This window comes from Bradyrhizobium iriomotense, assembly GCF_030160715.1.
GTDB lineage: Bacteria > Pseudomonadota > Alphaproteobacteria > Rhizobiales > Xanthobacteraceae > Bradyrhizobium > Bradyrhizobium iriomotense.
The window spans coordinates 25,725-43,212 of sequence record NZ_BSOW01000010.1; the positions used below are offsets into that span (position 1 = coordinate 25,725).

Annotated in this window: 17 protein-coding genes; 13 read left to right on the top strand and 4 right to left on the bottom strand. The window is 63.8% G+C overall.

Features of this window, described 5'->3' with window-relative positions:
* Nucleotides 1-42: 42 nt before the first annotated feature.
* Entirely contained in the window at nucleotides 43-1,410 is a 1,368-nt protein-coding gene (locus tag QQL28_RS15635) for an FAD-dependent oxidoreductase (RefSeq protein WP_284266730.1), read from the bottom strand.
* 183 nt (nucleotides 1,411-1,593) lie between these two features.
* Here QQL28_RS15635 and QQL28_RS15640 point away from each other — a divergent pair, with 183 nt between their 5' ends.
* The 4 genes from QQL28_RS15640 (at nucleotide 1,594) to QQL28_RS15655 (ending at nucleotide 4,427) form a co-directional block, all read left to right on the top strand.
* Nucleotides 1,594-3,213, top strand: a complete 1,620-nt coding sequence (locus QQL28_RS15640) for a winged helix-turn-helix domain-containing tetratricopeptide repeat protein (RefSeq protein ID WP_284266732.1) — start codon at nucleotides 1,594-1,596, stop codon at nucleotides 3,211-3,213.
* Between the two features lie 108 nt (nucleotides 3,214-3,321).
* Nucleotides 3,322-3,534: a hypothetical protein gene (locus QQL28_RS15645; RefSeq protein WP_284266734.1), complete on the top strand. Its 213-nt coding sequence runs from the start codon at nucleotides 3,322-3,324 to the stop codon at nucleotides 3,532-3,534.
* Between the two features lie 64 nt (nucleotides 3,535-3,598).
* Entirely contained in the window at nucleotides 3,599-3,820 is a 222-nt protein-coding gene (locus tag QQL28_RS15650) for a hypothetical protein (RefSeq protein ID WP_284266736.1), read from the top strand.
* 187 nt (nucleotides 3,821-4,007) lie between these two features.
* Nucleotides 4,008-4,427, top strand: coding sequence for a DUF4118 domain-containing protein (locus tag QQL28_RS15655; protein ID WP_284266738.1), 420 nt, complete (start codon nucleotides 4,008-4,010; stop codon nucleotides 4,425-4,427).
* Between the two features lie 9 nt (nucleotides 4,428-4,436).
* Here the strand turns inward: QQL28_RS15655 and QQL28_RS15660 are convergent, their stop codons facing one another.
* Together QQL28_RS15660 and QQL28_RS15665 are read right to left on the bottom strand one after the other, a co-directional pair.
* On the bottom strand, nucleotides 4,437-5,726 hold the full coding sequence (locus QQL28_RS15660; protein ID WP_284266740.1) for a glycosyltransferase family 87 protein: 1,290 nt from the start codon (nucleotides 5,724-5,726) through the stop codon (nucleotides 4,437-4,439).
* Nucleotides 5,727-5,930: 204 nt separating this feature from the next.
* Nucleotides 5,931-6,902, bottom strand: a complete 972-nt coding sequence (locus tag QQL28_RS15665; RefSeq protein ID WP_284266742.1) for a LysR family transcriptional regulator — start codon at nucleotides 6,900-6,902, stop codon at nucleotides 5,931-5,933.
* A gap of 119 nt (nucleotides 6,903-7,021) precedes the next feature.
* Here QQL28_RS15665 and QQL28_RS15670 point away from each other — a divergent pair, with 119 nt between their 5' ends.
* The 9 genes from QQL28_RS15670 (at nucleotide 7,022) to QQL28_RS15710 (ending at nucleotide 16,457) form a co-directional block, all read left to right on the top strand.
* The gene (locus tag QQL28_RS15670) at nucleotides 7,022-8,056 is read left to right on the top strand and encodes a class 1 fructose-bisphosphatase (RefSeq protein ID WP_284266744.1); all 1,035 of its coding nucleotides are present in this window, start codon (nucleotides 7,022-7,024) and stop codon (nucleotides 8,054-8,056) included.
* A gap of 12 nt (nucleotides 8,057-8,068) precedes the next feature.
* Nucleotides 8,069-8,944 carry a phosphoribulokinase gene (locus QQL28_RS15675; RefSeq protein ID WP_284266746.1) on the top strand — a complete coding sequence of 292 codons (876 nt, stop codon included), beginning with the start codon at nucleotides 8,069-8,071 and terminating at the stop codon, nucleotides 8,942-8,944.
* Between the two features lie 31 nt (nucleotides 8,945-8,975).
* The gene (tkt, locus tag QQL28_RS15680) at nucleotides 8,976-10,994 is read left to right on the top strand and encodes a transketolase (protein WP_284266748.1); all 2,019 of its coding nucleotides are present in this window, start codon (nucleotides 8,976-8,978) and stop codon (nucleotides 10,992-10,994) included.
* A 12-nt stretch (nucleotides 10,995-11,006) separates the two neighbouring features.
* Nucleotides 11,007-12,092: a class II fructose-bisphosphate aldolase gene (gene fba / locus QQL28_RS15685; RefSeq protein ID WP_284266750.1), complete on the top strand. Its 1,086-nt coding sequence runs from the start codon at nucleotides 11,007-11,009 to the stop codon at nucleotides 12,090-12,092.
* 38 nt (nucleotides 12,093-12,130) lie between these two features.
* Nucleotides 12,131-13,591, top strand: coding sequence for a form I ribulose bisphosphate carboxylase large subunit (locus QQL28_RS15690; RefSeq protein WP_284266752.1), 1,461 nt, complete (start codon nucleotides 12,131-12,133; stop codon nucleotides 13,589-13,591).
* A gap of 11 nt (nucleotides 13,592-13,602) precedes the next feature.
* A complete protein-coding gene (locus QQL28_RS15695; protein WP_284266754.1) occupies nucleotides 13,603-14,010 on the top strand; it encodes a ribulose bisphosphate carboxylase small subunit in 408 nt (135 codons plus the stop codon).
* A gap of 99 nt (nucleotides 14,011-14,109) precedes the next feature.
* On the top strand, nucleotides 14,110-15,042 hold the full coding sequence (gene cbbX / locus QQL28_RS15700) for a CbbX protein (RefSeq protein WP_284266755.1): 933 nt from the start codon (nucleotides 14,110-14,112) through the stop codon (nucleotides 15,040-15,042).
* Nucleotides 15,039-15,776, top strand: coding sequence for a ribulose-phosphate 3-epimerase (gene rpe, locus QQL28_RS15705; protein WP_284266757.1), 738 nt, complete (start codon nucleotides 15,039-15,041; stop codon nucleotides 15,774-15,776). The genes cbbX and rpe overlap by 4 nt, the downstream gene beginning before the upstream one ends.
* Nucleotides 15,777-16,244: 468 nt before the next feature.
* Complete coding sequence (locus QQL28_RS15710; RefSeq protein WP_284266759.1) at nucleotides 16,245-16,457, top strand: hypothetical protein; 213 nt, start codon at nucleotides 16,245-16,247, stop codon at nucleotides 16,455-16,457.
* Nucleotides 16,458-16,472: 15 nt separating this feature from the next.
* On the opposite strand, the gene QQL28_RS15715 is transcribed toward QQL28_RS15710, so the two are convergent.
* The gene (locus QQL28_RS15715) at nucleotides 16,473-17,309 is read right to left on the bottom strand and encodes a universal stress protein (RefSeq protein ID WP_284266761.1); all 837 of its coding nucleotides are present in this window, start codon (nucleotides 17,307-17,309) and stop codon (nucleotides 16,473-16,475) included.
* Nucleotides 17,310-17,488 lie beyond the last annotated feature (179 nt).

The window sequence follows — 17,488 nt, forward strand, 5'->3', positions numbered from 1 at the left end:
TGCTTCCTCCCTGCTGAGCCAGTCTGCTGGTCGAAAACGGCGTCAACCCCTCCCCGCAAGAGCAGTCTCGGTCATTTTCGCAAGCACACGCTGCACGAGCGCGGGATCGCGATAGACGCTGCGTGGCTTCAATAGATGTTGGACCTCGACCGTTAGCTTGTGGACGGCCGGATCTTCGGCGGCGAGCCGGGTCAGGGCGATACCGAAGTTACGCGTCATCTCAAAATCCGTCGGACGTTGCCCGCGCGTATTGGGAAACGCGAAGTCGAGTGTCGCCACCGACCACGGCGTCTCGATCAGCGTCGGCACTTCGGCGAAGAAAGCAGGTGCCAGCCCGGCGATTGGATCGCTGTTTCCCGCTGGTCTCTCGAGAAGCCGCTGGAGCAGGCACGCCTCCAGGGCGGCCACGCTCATGCCTTGCCCGTAGACGGGATTGAACCGACAAATTGCGTCGCCGATCGGCAACAGGCCGCGGGGAAAACCATCGAGTCGCTCGAAATGACGCCGCACGCTTTCCGGGAAACCGTAGCGCGCGACCCCGTCCAGGCGCCTGGCGTACTTGATCGCGTTGTAGATCGTCGGCGTCCGAAGTGATCGGGCATACGTCAGGAACCCCTCCGCATCGCCGGGCGGGACTTCACCGAGGCGACCGCTAAGGGTTGCCATCCACCGGTCGCTCTCGAGCGGAAACAAGATGCCACCCCGGCGATTGTGGGGCGCCTCGGCCAAGGTGATGACGCTTTTCCACTCAGTCGGGGCGTCGTCGGGGACGGCAAAGACGCATGTGGAATAGGAGAGATCGATGCCGATTGTGGTCTCCTCTGGCAGCGGTCGGCCGATCGATTGCAGCAGGGCGAGAGTGAGCGTGCCGCGCCCGGACGCGTCGACGACAAGATCCGTGGCGATCATCTCGCTCGCGCCCTCGCCATTCTCGCAGCGCACGCCGGTGACCGCCTCACCATTTGGCGAGGCCAGCACTTCCGTGACCCGGCAGCGCTGGCGCAGCATGATGTTGGCGAGGCCTTCGACCCGACGCCGCACAGCGCGCTCGATGGTGGGCCGTGACGCCGCGTAACCGCAGCAGCCGAGATCACGTTGCGGGAAGGGATTGTAGCCCGGGGGCTCGAAGCGAGTATCGAGACCGGACTGGAGCCGCACGCCTCCCGCCCGAGCGAGATCCTGTTCGAACCCCGGGAACAGCTCGCTCAGGGCGCGCTGGCCGCTGAGCAGCAGCGCATGCACATGCCGCGCCTGCGGCGTCCCGGCGCGAGGCGTGGGCTCCGAGGGCAGAGAGTCGCGCTCCAGAACAATGACCTGCTCGAAGTAGTTGGCGAGCGCCCCTGCGGCCACGAGCCCGCCCATTCCCGCGCCGATCACGACAGCCTGCTTGCCGATCAGAGTTGATGCCATCGCCACCTCCCCATTCCCAAGTATGTTTTGATCGACACGACGGCGCTTGGTGACCGCTTGAAGACGGTATCAGGCCATGGGCGGGGACTCTTGACATTCTCCTTACATTCCCCTCACCGGCGGCTTATCTTGCGTTGCAACCGGCGCGAGAGACCGACGGAAGTCACTCAAGGAATTGTCAGCTTGCGGTATCTCTTCGAGGAGTACGCATTAGACACCGACCTTCGCGAGCTTTACCGCGGGGCGCACTTAGTCTCCGTCGCTCCGCAGGTATTCGACCTGCTCGATTACCTGATCCGCAACAGGGAACGGGTCGTGAGCAAGGACGACCTCATCAATACCGTTTGGAACGGCCGTGTCGTGTCCGATGCGGCACTGACGACGCGCCTGAATGTCGCTCGGAGTGCGATCGGGGATTCGGGCGAAAAACAGCGTCTGATCAAAACCCTGCAACGCAAAGGCTTTCGTTTTGTTGGAGCGGTGCAGGAAGTGCAGGGGCCCGTAGACGCGCTGCTCCCAGCCCGTTCTGGCGAACAGAGCTTTCAGGGTATCGCTGGTCCGGATCGGCCCGACGCCGCGACCGTTACGATGTCGTTTCCTGCGCCGCGTCTTTCCATCGTCGTGCTGCCATTCGCAAACATCGGAGGTGATCCCGAGCAGGACTATTTCGTCGACGGCGTGACCGAGAGCCTGACCACCGACCTTTCGCGCATCAGCGGCTCATTCGTGATCGCGCGTAACACCGCTTTCACCTTCAAGGGCAAAACCGTCGATGTAAAGCAGGTCGGGCGCGAGTTGAACGTCCGCTATGTGCTCGAAGGCTCAGTGCAGCGAGGCGGCAACCGGCTTCGCGTGAATGTTCAGCTGATCGATGCGGAAACCGGTAACCACCTGTGGGCCGAGCGGTTCGAGAAACCCGTCGCCGACCTGTTCGATACGCAGGATGAAATCGTATCGCGGCTGGCAAATACGCTAAACGCCCAGCTCATTCAGGTCGAGGCGCGGCGAGCGGGCCGTTCAATTCATCCCGATGCAATGGACCTGTATTTCCAGGGCTGGGCTTGCGAGAACAATGGGACGACCGCGGAATACATGGCGCAAGCGCAGGCCTTTTTCGACCGTGCCCTGGCGCTTGATCCCGGGAACATTGAGGCGCTGGTCGGTTCGGCGCGGGTTAAAGCGGCGATTGGCGCCAACCTTATGCGCGATGACTGGATCGCGCATTTCATTGCGGCCGAGGCAGTCTTGATCCGGGCTCTGTCCCTTGCGCCAAACCATGCTCGGGCCCATAGCGTCCTGGGCCTCGTCCAGTCATTTACCAATCGCGCGGTCCAAGGCATCGCTGAATGCGAACGGGCATTGGCACTGGATCACAATTTGGCCGACGCTCATGCCTTCATTGGTCTCGCCAAGTCCTTTCTCGGACGCAGCGATGAGACCGAGGCCCATGTCCGCGAGGCGCTTCGCCTCTCTCCTCGCGATAACTACGCCTACAGGTGGTCGATGTTTGTCGGTCTCGCCAAGTTGGCGATCGGCGCCGACGTGGAAGCAGTTGCCTGGCTGCGCCGGAGCATCGAGGCCAACCGAAACCTTCCCTTCTCGCATTGCCTTCTCGCCGCCGCCCTGGCCCTGCTCGGCTCACTGGACGAGGCGCGGGCCGCCGCGCAGGCGGGCCTTGTGCTCAATCCGACCTTCACCCTCCGCCGCCTCCGAGCCCGCGTGTTGAGCGACCATCCGGCTTACCTCGCCGGGCGCGAACGTGTGTATCAGGGCCTGCGCATGGCCGGGGTGCCGGAGGGATGAACGGCACGAGGTTGCCGGTGCGACCGAAGCGCCGAAGCGGGCCGGGCCAGAAGCGTTGCGTCTGGCCAGACCTCTGTGATTCAAGCCTCCAGACTGGGGACTCGAATCATGCGCTACGAACTCGCCGATTATGAATGGATCGCCATCAAGCCCATGTTGACCGGTGATTTGCCCGACGTGTCAAATGATTTCGTAAAATCCGTAGAGCCTCATGCCGGCGAGGGTCGGCTCCTTTGCATGGGGTTGTTTTTCAAATTTTTTGTCGGGCCGCGCCGGCGCAAGGATTGGGAAACTATCCGCCGTCTCTCCGTCCGCCGCTAACGAATCGAAAAAGTTTCTGACGCACCTTTGGGCCCAACGAATGGGAATTGGGGAGTTTCTTGATATGGACGGGCAAGCCATCCTGGAGAACGTGCGGCGCTATCGGGCGATCGCGTCGTTGCACCGCCAGACGGCCGCGTTCCGGCCGCGTCAGAGCTGGTCTCTGCTGGAGCAGGCGAGCGAGTGGGAATCCCGCGCGCTGGCGGAGCTCGAGGCTTACTTTGCCGGTCGCGATCGTCGCTGGTCCGGACCCGCGCAAGCCGGTCTGGAACTGATGGCGGCCTAGACGCCGACGACCAGACCACGATGAGTGACGGCCGGAAGCCTCGTCTTTGCGATGGTCAGCCGGCGGTGGCCATTTACCAAGGCCGCGCATGGCCATTTCCGCAGTGCACATCTATCGCAGGCCCTGAACAGGTGTGCTAGCTTGGTTGGAACCTCAGCCGTGTTCGCGGCGCAAAAGGGGATTCCCAATGAGCCGCCCGGAAACGTTCGCTGGACCAAAAATACGACCTTGGTCCTGGCAGGCCTTTGCGTTCGCCTTCATTGTGCTGGCGACTTCAGCCGGCTTTCAGGGCGTCTGCGTTCTCTTTGGCGCTCAGCTTTATTTCGCGGCGTTCCTGCCGGCCGTTTTCGTCGTGGGGATCGTTGCGGGGGCGCCTGCGGCGGTGCTCGCCGTCCTGCTCACCGTTCCGCTGGTGTGGTGGGCCTTCATGCCGCCGTTCTTCGAGTTCAGCCCGCTGACCCGCGCCGACGCGCATGACATCAATCTGTTCTTCTTGTTCAGCGTGCTGTTGATCGGCCTTGCCGATCTCTGTCGTCAGACCATGACGATCATCAATGGCGGCGGCCTCGAGGCAACCGACAAGACCGTCGCGCCGAATTCGCAATAGCGCGCGCGGTCAGGGACTCGCCTTGGCCGATGCGGGCTCGGCTACAACCGCAGCCGAAGCAGGACCAGCGCCAGCAACGCAACGCCGCAGCACAATGCGAAGGATGAGGGCGAGGAGCAGGACCATGGCGAAAGCGCCGACGGCGGGGATCACCTGATGGTCCACCGTCTGATCAGCGCCTTGCAACACTTTCAGGCCCGCCGTCTCGAGCATCCCGTAAGCGCCGGCAATGAGGACAAGCGCGTAAAGGATGCCTCGCTCGGCGGAACTGGCCGCTCTGGTGAGGTCAGGGATCAGCAGCGCCAGACCGATGCCCACGATCGGGAGATCGTAGTCATAGGCGTAGGGGCTGATCATCACCGACACCAGCGCGGCGACGCCGAGCGCGGTGCGCGGCGACAGCTTGCGGGCCACCGCAACGCCAATCGCAAGCAGCGCAAGGCCGGTGCAGATCGCTTGCCCCCAGAACGCATACGCTGGGGCGACGCCCAGCGTATGCAGGGCGGCATAGCAGGAAATCATGCGAAACAGCGGATAGTCGCCGTGCTCCAGATAGGTCGCCGAAGCCCTGACGGCGTCGAAGAGCGCGGGCCAGATCTGCGGACCGAACAGCAGCGTGCACAGAACCGAGCTGGCCAGCACGCCGATGGCGGCGGTCAAAAGCGTCACCCAGCGGCGGGTGATCAGGAGATAGACAGCCATCGCGACCGCCAGATGCGGCTTGATCACCATTGCCGCGAGCGAGAGACCCGCGAAGACCTGTCCTGAGGCGTCGCGTTTCTCGACATTGAGGCAGATCAGGCCGATCAGTCCTGCAGTCAGGAATCCGTTCTGTCCGCAGGAGAGGGTGACGGCGAGCGCGGGAAACATCACCACCAGCACCAGCGCGAAGGCCCGCCCCGCGATCGCCCGTAGCGTCATGAGGAAGAAGGCGAGCGTGGCGGCCGTGAACAGGAAATAAGCGAGCCCGACCGGCAATAGCGCGAAGGGCGCAATCAGCACGTTGAATTGCGGCGGATAGGTCCAGGGCAGGAAGTTCGTGGCGCCGGACATCTCGCGCTGCATCTGCAGGAGCTTGTCGAGCTGATAGGCCTGGTGGACATCGCCGAGCCAGACCCTTTGCGCGACGATGTGGAAATCGTCGAAATCGACGAGACCACGCTGTTGCAGCGGCCCGATCCGGGCGAACCATATCGTCTTGGCGAGAACGCCGATCGTCACCGCCCCGAGGACGAGGCGCGTGTACATCGTTCGCTTCACTTCCGAGGATTGCGCCAGCTCCAATGTCTTGGCGAACATGAATTGACAGCCTTCTGGCAGAATTGACAGGTCGTGCCGGTCGCGAGCCTCGCGCTTGAGTGCCGCAACCGCACGTTGTGGATTGGTGCAGGAAAATCCTTAAAAGAAGCGCATCCGGGGGTTGTGAGGCGGCGAATTGCCGCATGGGAAGGGGTATTTAGGATTAACAATTCCATAGGAGCCTTTGAAATCGTCGAGCGTCGGTTATCGTCCGCGCAATTCCGGCACATCAGGCAGGTAGTTCGAACCCTCCGAGCCCAGAAAATCGAACATCGCCTGCGCCGGCGGCAGCAGCACCTTGTCGCTGCGGCGGATCACGTACCATTGCCGGACGATGGGTAGGCCCGCGACGTCCAGGATGATGAGACGGCCTTCGGCGAGCTCATGCGCTACCGTATGCGCGGAGATGAAGGCGATGCCGAGACCTGCGATCACCGCCTGCTTGATGGTCTCGTTGCTGCTCATCTCCATGCCGATGACCGGCTCGAGATCCGACTTCTGGAACATGCCTTCCATCAGCGTCCGCGTGCCGGATCCAGGCTCGCGGGTGAGGAAGGTCTCGTGCACGAGGTCGGTCAGGTTGAGGCCGGAATCCTTCGCCAGCCAATGTCCCTTGCGCGCGACGATGATGTGCGGGTTGCGCCCGAGCTGGCGGACGTCGACCGTGACGTCGGCCGGTGGCCGACCCATCACCGCGAAATCGAGGTCATAGCCGTGCATGGCCTCGCGGATCTCCTCGCGATTGCCGATGGTCAGCTTGATCTCGATCTTCGGATAGCGCTGCGAGAACGCCGCGATGGCATGCGGCACGAAGTATTTTGCGGTCGAGACCGCGCCGAGATGCACCGTGCCGCCGGTTCGCCCCGCCAGAAGATCGAGCGCGCCCTGGCAATCCGCGATCGCGGCTTCGACGCGATCGGCGAGCGCCAGCACCTCCTTGCCCGCCTCCGTCAGCAACATGCCGTCGCCGGTCCGCTGCACCAGCGGCAGCCCCGCCAGATCCTGCAATTGCCGGAGTTGCTGGGTGACCGCCGGCTGTGTCAGCCCGAGATGCGTCGAGGCCGCCGTCACGCTGCCCTTGGCCGACAGTACGGCGAGCGACCGTAGCTGTCGGATCGTCAGATGCCGGAGCTGGGTCGCTGGGTGGCTATTATAAGAAAATTCTTTGGCTGCCATTATGAATAGAAATTTTCCTTATTAGATCGGCTCTGTCAATTTCTTCGTGCTGGGACCAGCCGCTCCACTCCCTGACCCGGGAGCAAGGACTGCGGCGGCCGCGAGGGGATGGACGCAAGATGACCGGGCAACTCAGGCTGGATGACTATCTTCAACGGTACTCTGAAACCGCGCCCGAGGCGCTGGCCGTGGCAGTCGCGGTCGATGCCATCGCCACCGCGGCGATCGAGATCGCCGACCTTACTGGTACCGGTCAGTTGTCCGATGCCTCGGGTCTGACCACCGGCTGCAACAGCGACGGCGATCTGCAGCGCGACCTCGACGTACGGGCGGATGCCATCTTGCGCCGCTGCCTCGGCAAAGCGCCGATCGCCGCGCTTGCCTCAGAGGAGATGCGCGAGCCGCAGATCGTCGACCGCGCGGCAAAAATCTGCGTCGCGATCGATCCGCTCGACGGCTCCTCCAACATCGACATCAACATGACCGTCGGCACGATCTTCTCGATCCTGCCCGCACCGGACGATCTCGGGACTGCCTTCCACCAGCGCGGCTCGGCGCAGCTTGCGGCGGGGTTCGTCACCTACGGTCCGCAGACCTCGCTGGTGCTGACGCTCGGCGATGGCGTCGACGTCTTCACGCTGGATCGCGCGCGCTCGTTCCGCATGGCGCGGCGCGGCGTGCAGATCCCGGAGACGGCCGACGAGTTCGCGATCAACGCCTCGAACCGCCGGCACTGGGATGCGCCGGTGCGCGCCTTCGTCGACGAATGCCTCGCCGGCGTCGACGGTCCGGCGAACCGCAATTTCAACATGCGCTGGGTCGCCTCGCTTGTCGCGGAAGCCTATCGCATCCTGACCCGCGGCGGTGTGTTCCTCTATCCCTCCGATGCGCGTCCCGGTTACGGCGACGGCCGCCTGCGCCTGACCTACGAGGCGCATCCGATGGCCTTCATCATGGAGCAGGCCGGTGCCGCGGCCTCCACGGGGCGCGAGCGCATTCTCGATCTCGCCGCGCACAATCTGCATCAGCGCGTGCCGTTGATCATGGGTTCGCAGCACGAGGTGCGGCGCGTCGAGGAATTGCATTGCGATCCGCTGCTGGTCGCGAGCGTGTCGGCGCCGCTGTTTGCGCGGCGCGGCTTCTTCCGGCTGTGAGGAGGATAGGGCATGTCCAGGAAACATCCGATCATCTCGATCACCGGCTCGTCCGGCGCCGGCACGACCTCGGTCAAGAAGACCTTTGAGCAGATCTTCTTCCGCGAGCGCGTCAATGCCGTCTACATCGAGGGCGACGCGTTTCACCGCTACGACCGCGCCGAGATGCGCACGCAGATGGCGAAAGAGGCCGAGCGCGGTAACAAGCATTTTAGCCATTTCAGCCCCGAGACCAATCTGTTCGAGGAACTGGAGCGGGCGTTCCGCGACTATGGCGAGACCGGCACTGCAGTGACGCGCCATTACATCCACGACGCCGAAGAGTCCGCGTTGCATGGCGCGCCCCCCGGCACCTTCACCGAATGGGAGCGGCTACCGGAGAACTCTGACCTTCTGTTCTACGAGGGCCTGCACGGTGCCGTCGTCACCGACAAGGTGAACGTCGCGCGCTACGCCGACCTGAAGATCGGTGTCGTGCCTGTCATCAATCTCGAATGGATCCAGAAGCTGCACCGCGACCGGAGCGCGCGCGGCTATTCGACCGAGGCCGTCACCGACACAATTTTGCGGCGGATGCCGGACTACATCCACTACATCTGTCCGCAATTCACCGAGACCGACATCAACTTCCAGCGCGTGCCGACGGTCGACACGTCCAACCCCTTCATCGCGCGCTGGATCCCGACGCCGGACGAATCGATGGTCGTGATCCGCTTCAAGAACCCGCGCGGCATCGACTTCCCGTATCTCCTCTCGATGTTGCCGCACAGCTTTATGTCACGCGCGAATTCGATCGTGTGCCCGGGAGCGAAGCTCGATCTCGCGATGCAGCTGATCCTGACACCGCTGATCATGCAGCTCATCGAGCGCAAGCGAAGCCTGAAGTGATGCGCAAGCACTACGATAACGGGAGCGTCTGATGAACATCTCGGTTCATGCCGAAGTCGACCTCAACGCGGTCAGCCATGCCGATCTCGCCAACGCCGTCCGCTTCCTTGCGGTCGATGCCATCGAGCTATCGCAGTCCGGCCATCCAGGCCTGCCCATGGGCATGGCCGATGTCGCGACCGTGCTGTTCTCGCGCTTCCTCAAATTCGATGCCGCGCATCCCAACTGGCCGGACCGTGACCGCTTCGTGCTCTCGGCAGGCCATGGCTCGATGCTGCTCTACGCGCTGCTCTATCTCACCGGCGGCGCCGTCAGCCTCGACGACATCAAGGCGTTCCGGCAGTGGGGCTCGAAGACGCCGGGCCACCCCGAATATGGCCACACTCCGGGCGTCGAGACCACAACGGGACCGCTGGGGCAGGGGATCGCGACCGCGGTCGGCATGGCGCTCGCCGAGCGCATGGCCAATTCGCAGCATGGCGATGACCTCGTCGATCACTTCACCTACGTGATTGCCGGCGACGGCTGCCTGATGGAGGGCATCAGCCAGGAGGCGATCTCGCTCGCCGGTCATCTCCAGCTCGGCCGCCTCATCGTGCTGTTCGACGACAACGGCATTTCCATCGACGGGCCGACCTCGCTTGCGACCTCGGACGATCAACTCGCGCGCTTTGCCTCCTCCGGCTGGTCGGTCCGCCGCGTCGACGGACATGATCCGGAAGCGATCGCACAAGCGATCGCGGAAGAGCGCCAAACCGCAAGGCCGTCGCTGGTCGCATGCCGCACCATCATCGGCTACGGCGCGCCGGATCGACAGGGCACTGAGAAGGCGCATGGCGCGCCGCTCGGCACCGAGCAGACTGCGGCCGCCCGCCGGACTCTCGGCTGGGATTATCAGCCTTTCGTGGTGCCGATTCCGATCCTGAAGGCGTGGCGCTTGATCGGACAGCGCGGTCAGGTCGACCGTCTCGCCTGGCTCGATCGCTATGAGTGTGCGAGCCCGGCGCAGCGCGAGCTGTTCATCGAGGGCAAGGTTCTGGCCCTGCCGAGCGCCTATGCCCAGGCGTCGGCGAAATTGCGCGAGCGCTTTGCCACCGAGCGTCCGAAGCTTGCGACGCGGCAGGCCTCGCAACAGGTGCTCGACGGCATCGCCTCGTCGATTCCGGGGCTGATCGGCGGTTCGGCGGATCTGACCCATTCCAACCTGACGCATGCGAAGACGCAGGTTCCGGTCACGCGCGACAGGTTTGCCGGCGACTACATCCACTACGGCATTCGCGAACACGGCATGGCCGCCGCGATGAATGGGATTGCGCTGCATGGCGGCTTCATCCCCTATGGCGGCACGTTCCTCGCCTTCTCCGACTACAGCCGGCCGGCGATCCGCCTTGCAGCCCTGATGCGGCTGCGCGTCATCCATGTGATGACCCACGACTCCATCGGGCTTGGCGAGGACGGTCCGACGCACCAGCCGGTCGAGCATCTCGCCGCGCTCCGCGTGATTCCAAATCTGCTGGTGTTCCGTCCCGCCGACGCCGTGGAGACGCTGGAGGCCTGGGACTGCGCGCTGGAAGCGACGACGCGTCCCTCGGTGCTGTGCCTGTCGCGTCAGGCCTTGCCGACCTTCCGCAGCGATGCGCGGGGCACGAACCGCGTCGCGCGGGGGGCCTATCTCGTCGTCACGCCTGACGGCGGCCGCGATGTGACGCTGATCGCAACCGGCTCGGAGGTCTCGATCGCGATCGAGGCCGCACGCCTGCTCGCGACCGAGCATATCCGTGCGGCCGTGGTTTCGGCGCCGTGCTTCGCGCTGTTCGAGGAGCAGCGGGAGGAGTACCGCGCCGCCGTGCTGGGCATCGCGCCGCGCGTCGGTATCGAAGCCGCAGTGCTCGGCGACTGGCCGCGCTGGATCGGCGCCGACGGCGAGTTTGTCGGCATGCGCGGTTTCGGTGCATCCGCACCGGCGCCTGTGCTGTACCGCGAATTCGGCATCACACCGCAAAACATTGCGGAAGCCGCAAGGCGGGCCATCGCCCGCAAGAGCCAATAAGGAGGACGTCACGTGGCCCGTATCACCCTTAGGCAACTGCTCGATCACGCAGCTCACCACGGCTACGCGGTCCCGGCGTTCAACATCAACAACATGGAGCAGGGCATCGCGATCATGCAGGCCGCGGCCGAGGTCGATGCGCCCGTCATCATCCAGGCCTCGCGCGGTGCGCGCAGCTATGCCGGCGATCTCATGCTTTCGCACATGATAGACGCACTGGAGCGGACCTATCCGGACATCCCGCTCTGCATGCACCAGGACCACGGCAATGACGAGGCGACCTGCGCATCCGCGATCGCCCACGGCTTCACCTCGGTCATGATGGACGGCTCGCTGAAGGCCGACGCCAAGACAGCCGCCGACTACGACTACAACGTTGCGATCACCCGCCGCGTCGTCGATCTCGCGCATTGGGTTGGAGCGTCGGTCGAAGGCGAGCTCGGCGTGCTCGGCTCGCTCGAGCATGGCGGCGGCGAGCAGGAGGACGGTCACGGCGTCGAGGGCAAGGTCAGCCATGACCAGTTGCTGACCGATCCCGATCAGGCCGTCGACTTCGTCCGTGCCACCAAGGTCGATGCGCTCGCGATCGCGATGGGCACCTCGCACGGCGCCTACAAGTTCAGCCGCAAGCCGGATGGCGACATCCTGGCGATGCGGGTGGTCGAGGAGATCCATCGCCGGCTCCCGAACACGCATCTCGTCATGCATGGTTCCTCGTCGGTACCGCAGCCGCTCCAGGACATGTTCAACGCGTTCGGTGGCGAGATGCCGCAGACCTGGGGCGTGCCGGTGGAGGAGATCGTCCGCGGCATCAAGAGCGGCGTGCGCAAGGTCAATATCGATACCGACTGCCGCCTGGCGATGACCGCGGTGTTCCGCAAAGTGGCGTCGCAAGCGCGCTCGGAGTTCGATCCGCGAAAATTCCTGAAGCCGGCGATGGATGCGATGCGCGACCTCTGCCGCGAACGCTTCGAGCAGTTCGGCACCGCAGGCCATGCCGGCAAGATCAAGGTCATTCCCATGAGCGAGATGGCGCGGCGGTACCGCGCCGGCGAATTGGACCCGCGCGTCGACGTCCGCGAGTCGGTCGCTGCTTAGTCAATCAGAAAGAGCACACAGAAGAGCAGGAGAGAGACATGAACGCACATGCAGGCACGGTCCGCGGCAAAGAGCGCTATCGCTCCGGCGTCATGGAATACAAGCGCATGGGCTATTGGGAGCCCGACTATGTGCCGAAGGACACCGACGTCATCGCGCTATTCCGGGTGACGCCGCAGGAAGGTGTCGACCCGATCGAGGCCTCCGCTGCGGTGGCCGGTGAATCCTCGACCGCAACCTGGACGGTGGTGTGGACCGATCGCCTGACAGCCGCGGAGAAATATCGCGCCAAGTGCTATCGCGTCGATCCGGTCCCGGGCACGCCGGGCTCGTACTTCGCCTATATCGCCTATGACCTCGACCTGTTCGAGCCGGGCTCGATTGCGAACCTCTCGGCCTCGATCATCGGCAACGTCTTCGGCTTCAAGCCGCTCAAGGCCTTGCGGCTGGAGGACATGCGCTTCCCGGTCGCCTATGTGAAGACGTTCCAGGGACCAGCCACCGGCATCGTGGTCGAGCGCGAGCGGCTCGACAAGTTCGGCCGGCCGTTGCTAGGGGCAACGGTGAAGCCGAAGCTCGGTCTCTCGGGGCGCAACTATGGCCGAGTTGTCTACGAAGCACTTAAAGGCGGGCTCGACTTCACCAAGGACGACGAGAACATCAACTCGCAGCCCTTCATGCATTGGCGCGACCGCTTCCTCTATTGTATGGAGGCCGTCAACCGCGCGCAGGCTGCCTCGGGCGAGGCGAAGGGCACGTACCTCAACGTCACCGCCGCGACGATGGAGGACATGTATGAGCGCGCCGAGTTCGCCAAGGAGCTCGGCTCGGTCATCGTCATGATCGACCTCGTGATCGGCTACACCGCGATCCAGTCCATGGCGAAGTGGGCGCGGCGCAACGACATGATCCTGCATCTGCATCGTGCCGGTCACTCGACCTATACGCGACAGAAGAGCCACGGCGTGTCGTTCCGCGTCATTGCCAAATGGATGCGGCTTGCCGGCGTCGACCACATCCATGCCGGCACCGTGGTCGGAAAGCTCGAAGGCGACCCCAATACCACGCGCGGCTATTACGACGTCTGTCGCGAGGATTTCAACCCGACAAAGCTTGAGCACGGCCTGTTCTTCGACCAGTCCTGGGCGAGCCTGAACAAGATGATGCCGGTGGCGTCCGGCGGCATCCATGCCGGCCAGATGCACCAGTTGCTCGATCTCCTCGGCGAGGACGTCGTGCTGCAATTCGGCGGCGGCACGATTGGTCATCCCATGGGCATTGCTGCCGGCGCGACCGCCAACCGCGTGGCGCTGGAAGCGATGATCCTCGCCCGCAACGAGGGCCGCGACTACGTCCACGAAGGGCCGGAGATCCTGGCCAAGGCGGCACAGACCTGCACGCCGCTGAAGGCCGCGCTCGACGTCTGGAAGGACGTGACCTTCAACTATCAATCCACCGACACGCCGGACTTCGTGCCGACGGCGCTGGAAACCGTGTGAGGAGACGCAACATGAAACTGACCCAAGGCTGCTTCTCGTACCTGCCTGATCTCACCGACGATCAGATCACCAAGCAGGTGCAGTACTGCCTCGCCAACGGCTGGGCCGTGAACATCGAGTTCACCGACGATCCGCATCCCCGCAACACCTATTGGGAGATGTGGGGCCTGCCGATGTTCGATCTTGCGGACGCCGCCGGCGTCATGATGGAGCTCGCCGAATGCCGCAGGGTGTATGGCGACCGCTACATCCGGATCAGCGGCTTCGATTCCAGCCACGGCTGGGAATCGGTGCGGATCTCCTTCCTCGTCAACCGGCCGGCGAAGGAAGCCGAATTCGAGCTGGTGCGCCAGGAGGTTGCGGGACGCGCGATCCGCTACACCACCGTGCGCAAGCCGGCTGAGCACGCCTCGGTGTAGAGCGCATTCGTTTCCGCGCGGAGCTCTCCCTGCTGCGCTTCCTTGGCGGACAACTGCTTCGCCGCCCCTCCGCGGCGAAGCCTTTTCTTCGAGAGTCCCATGCTTGATCTGCCCCATGCGAAAGCCACCGAGACGAGCGAGGCCGTCTTCGATCTCCGCAAGGAGGCCGAAGCGGCAGGAATCACCGAGACGCTGCGCGAGCTCGATCAGGAGCTGATCGGCCTGAAGCCGGTAAAGAGCCGGGTGCGCCAGATCGCTTCGCTCCTCCTCATCGAGCGGATTCGCCAGCGCGCCGGCCTCGTCGCCGCGCCGCCGACGATGCACATGTCGTTCACCGGCAATCCCGGTACCGGCAAGACCACCGTCGCGCTGCGCATGGCAAAAATCCTTCACGGTCTCGGCTTCGTGCGGCGCGGGCAGGTGATCTCGGTGACGCGCGATGATCTCGTCGGACAATATATCGGCCACACTGCGCCGAAGACCAAGGAGATATTGAAGAAAGCAATGGGCGGCGTGCTGTTCATCGACGAGGCCTATTACCTGCATCGTCCCGACAATGAGCGCGACTACGGCCAGGAGGCGATCGAAATCCTGCTCCAGGTGATGGAGAACCAGCGCGAGGACCTCGTTGTCATTCTCGCCGGTTATGGCGAACGGATGACGAATTTCTTTGCTTCCAATCCAGGCTTCCGCTCGCGCATCGCTCATCACATCGAATTCCCCGACTATTCGGAAGCTGAATTGCTCTTCATCGCGGACTTGATGTTGCAGGAGCGGGGATATCGCTTCTCGGCTGCCGCGCGCGAGGCTTTCGAAAAGTACATCGCGCTGCGCCGGATGCAGTCGTTCTTCTCCAACGCGCGCTCGATCCGCAACGCCGTCGATCGCATCCGGCTGCGCCAGGCCGACCGCCTGGTTTCCGATCTCGACCGCATGCTCGAGATTTCAGACCTCGAGACCATTGATTCCGCTGACGTGCTGGCGAGCCGGGTGTTCAGCGGCGGAGCCGACGCGCGGAGTTCAAATCCATGACGAATGAAATCATCATCGCCCCCTCGATCCTCGCCGCGAACTTTGCGAGGCTCGGCGAGGAGATCGCCGCGATCGATGCGGCTGGCGCCGACTGGATCCATTGCGACGTCATGGACGGGCATTTCGTGCCCAACATCAGCTTTGGTGCCGATGTGATCAAGGCGATCAGGCCGTCCACCAGCAAGACGTTCGATGTCCACCTCATGATCACGCCGGTCGATTGCTATCTCGAAGCCTTCGCGAAAGCCGGTGCCGACATCATCACGGTCCATGCCGAGGCCGGGCCGCATCTGGACCGCTCCTTGCAGGCGATCCGCGCGCTCGGCAAGAAGGCCGGCGTGAGCCTGTGCCCGGCAACGCCGGAAGCTGCGATCGAATATGTGCTTGATCGTGTCGACCTGATTCTCGTGATGACGGTCAATCCGGGCTTCGGCGGGCAATCGTTTTTGGGATCGCAGCTCGAGAAGATCCGGCGCATCCGCGCGATGATCGGAGACCGACCGATCCGGCTCGAGGTCGATGGCGGCGTCACGCGCGACAACGCCGCCGTGGTTGCGGCCGCCGGCGCTGACACGCTGGTGGCGGGATCGGCGGTGTTCCGCGGCAATGGCAGTGCCGACTACGCGAACAACATTGCCGCCATCCGTGTTGCGGCGGAATCCGGCCGGGTTCCGAAGCTGCAATATGGTTCGGCATCGCCGGTGCGGACTAGCGAGAGCGAACTGGTCCGATAAGCCCGCGCGGCATTTCGCAGATGCATGCCTGCTGCGAGCGAGCGGAATTCGGATGAGTGAGCGCATCCCGGTGGTGGAACGTCGGCGCCAGGGCAGTGCGCCTCAAAATGAAAGAGCCGCCGGTTCCAGTTCCGTGCGGCTCCGGGAAGTCGCGGCTGCATGCCGATCTGTCGCAGTCCCTGTGTACCGCCGTTACCTTGTTTGCGGCCATACGCAGGAACTCATAGCGGAAATCTTTTGGCTTGACTGTGACTTGCCCCACTCGCGCCGCAACTTTGTGGCATGAACCTGACTCGGCTGACGGCAAAACCTTTCCGAAGTTTGACCCAAGGCAAAGCGAACGGGCTGGCGTCCGCGTTAACTCTCCAATGAGAGTGAGTGGCCGCGCAGCAAATGTTTCGCATGAATGCAATATCCGCGACGCAAACCGGCGAAATAAGCCGGGCGTAGCCAAGGAGGGAGATTCGCATGGAGAACGTACGTCGATACCGTGCTCTGGCGTCCTTGTGCCGTCAGCAGGCGGCATATCGACCCCTGCAAAGCTGGGATCTTCTCGGCCAGGCCGAGCACTTCGAACATCTCGCCGAAACAGAGCTGAGAGCTCACTTCGACGCATGCAATTCACAAGGTGCCGACGACGCAGCCGCCGTCGCGGAGTGGCAGCCTCCCGCCGCCGCGTGAGACGCGAAGCTCGCGTCAATGCGACATCAGCGTCGGGACCGTCATCGTGTGCAGCATCGCGCGCGTGACGCCGCCCAGCACGCGCTCCTGCAGGCGCGAATGACCGTAGCCGCCCATCACCAGCAGATCGAGGCTCTCGTCGGCTGCGAGTGACAGGATTGTCGGCTGAATGTCGGCGCGGCTCGCCGACAGGCTGACGATCCGAGCGTCCAGCCCGAGCCGTGCCAAATGCCTTGCGAGCTGATCCGCCGAAGCCGCGCCGGGCGCGGGCGTCGGCTCGTTCACCGTCATGATGACGATCTCTTCGGCCCGCGACAGGAACGGCATCGCGTCGCGCACGGCACGCGCCGCGACGCGGCTGCCGTCCCAAGCGATGCCGATCCGCCGAGTCTTGAATGTGCCGCGGAAGATATGCGGCAGGAACAGCACCGGCCCACCGGCCTGGAACAGGATCTCCTGTGGCAGGTCGCTGTCGAAGGATCCTTGATCTGCATCGGGCTGGAGCACGACGCTGAAATCGTGGAGGCGCGCCATCGCACCGACCATGTCGATCGCGTCCGCCGGGATCGCGCCGACCGGGTGGCAGCTATGGGAAATGCCGGCGTGCCTGGCTTCGGTCTCGAACACCGTGAGCACGGTCTCGGCGCGCTCGACCGCGCGCTCGCGCTCCATTTCGAACACGGCGGCCACCGCCGCGCCGCCTTCCATCACATAGGCCGTGCTGGTTGCGACATAGCCGACCGAGACCGCATCGAGATGGGCATTGAAGCCGGCTGCGAGTGACACCGCGCCATTGATGACCGGGCGCATGGGGCGTTCGGTCGGGATGTGGACGAGAATGTCTTTGATCATGGCGTCGCCTCCGGCGGAGATCATTGCACCGCTGTAATTTTCCACCGCGTGCTGAAATCGCCTTGACCTGCATCAAACGCCGTCACCCGCGGCCGCAGGTCGCGGCTTTCTTTGCCAAGAATTAATCGCGTGGACGGGACGTCGTAATGTTGCGTCGTCAATGTTGGGAGCAAGGCGAC

What these genes read in the sequence shown, in the direction of transcription:
- QQL28_RS15635 (WP_284266730.1), bottom strand. Translation starts at nt 1,410, where the DNA reads ATGGCATCAACTCTGATCGGCAAGCAGGCTGTCGTGATCGGCGCGGGA.
- QQL28_RS15645 (WP_284266734.1), top strand. Translation starts at nt 3,322, where the DNA reads ATGCGCTACGAACTCGCCGATTATGAATGGATCGCCATCAAGCCCATG.
- QQL28_RS15650 (WP_284266736.1), top strand. Translation starts at nt 3,599, where the DNA reads ATGGACGGGCAAGCCATCCTGGAGAACGTGCGGCGCTATCGGGCGATC.
- QQL28_RS15655 (WP_284266738.1), top strand. Translation starts at nt 4,008, where the DNA reads ATGAGCCGCCCGGAAACGTTCGCTGGACCAAAAATACGACCTTGGTCC.
- QQL28_RS15660 (WP_284266740.1), bottom strand. Translation starts at nt 5,726, where the DNA reads ATGTTCGCCAAGACATTGGAGCTGGCGCAATCCTCGGAAGTGAAGCGA.
- QQL28_RS15665 (WP_284266742.1), bottom strand. Translation starts at nt 6,902, where the DNA reads ATGGCAGCCAAAGAATTTTCTTATAATAGCCACCCAGCGACCCAGCTC.
- QQL28_RS15670 (WP_284266744.1), top strand. Translation starts at nt 7,022, where the DNA reads ATGACCGGGCAACTCAGGCTGGATGACTATCTTCAACGGTACTCTGAA.
- QQL28_RS15675 (WP_284266746.1), top strand. Translation starts at nt 8,069, where the DNA reads ATGTCCAGGAAACATCCGATCATCTCGATCACCGGCTCGTCCGGCGCC.
- tkt (WP_284266748.1), top strand. Translation starts at nt 8,976, where the DNA reads ATGAACATCTCGGTTCATGCCGAAGTCGACCTCAACGCGGTCAGCCAT.
- QQL28_RS15690 (WP_284266752.1), top strand. Translation starts at nt 12,131, where the DNA reads ATGAACGCACATGCAGGCACGGTCCGCGGCAAAGAGCGCTATCGCTCC.
- QQL28_RS15695 (WP_284266754.1), top strand. Translation starts at nt 13,603, where the DNA reads ATGAAACTGACCCAAGGCTGCTTCTCGTACCTGCCTGATCTCACCGAC.
- cbbX (WP_284266755.1), top strand. Translation starts at nt 14,110, where the DNA reads ATGCTTGATCTGCCCCATGCGAAAGCCACCGAGACGAGCGAGGCCGTC.
- rpe (WP_284266757.1), top strand. Translation starts at nt 15,039, where the DNA reads ATGACGAATGAAATCATCATCGCCCCCTCGATCCTCGCCGCGAACTTT.
- QQL28_RS15710 (WP_284266759.1), top strand. Translation starts at nt 16,245, where the DNA reads ATGGAGAACGTACGTCGATACCGTGCTCTGGCGTCCTTGTGCCGTCAG.
- QQL28_RS15715 (WP_284266761.1), bottom strand. Translation starts at nt 17,309, where the DNA reads ATGATCAAAGACATTCTCGTCCACATCCCGACCGAACGCCCCATGCGC.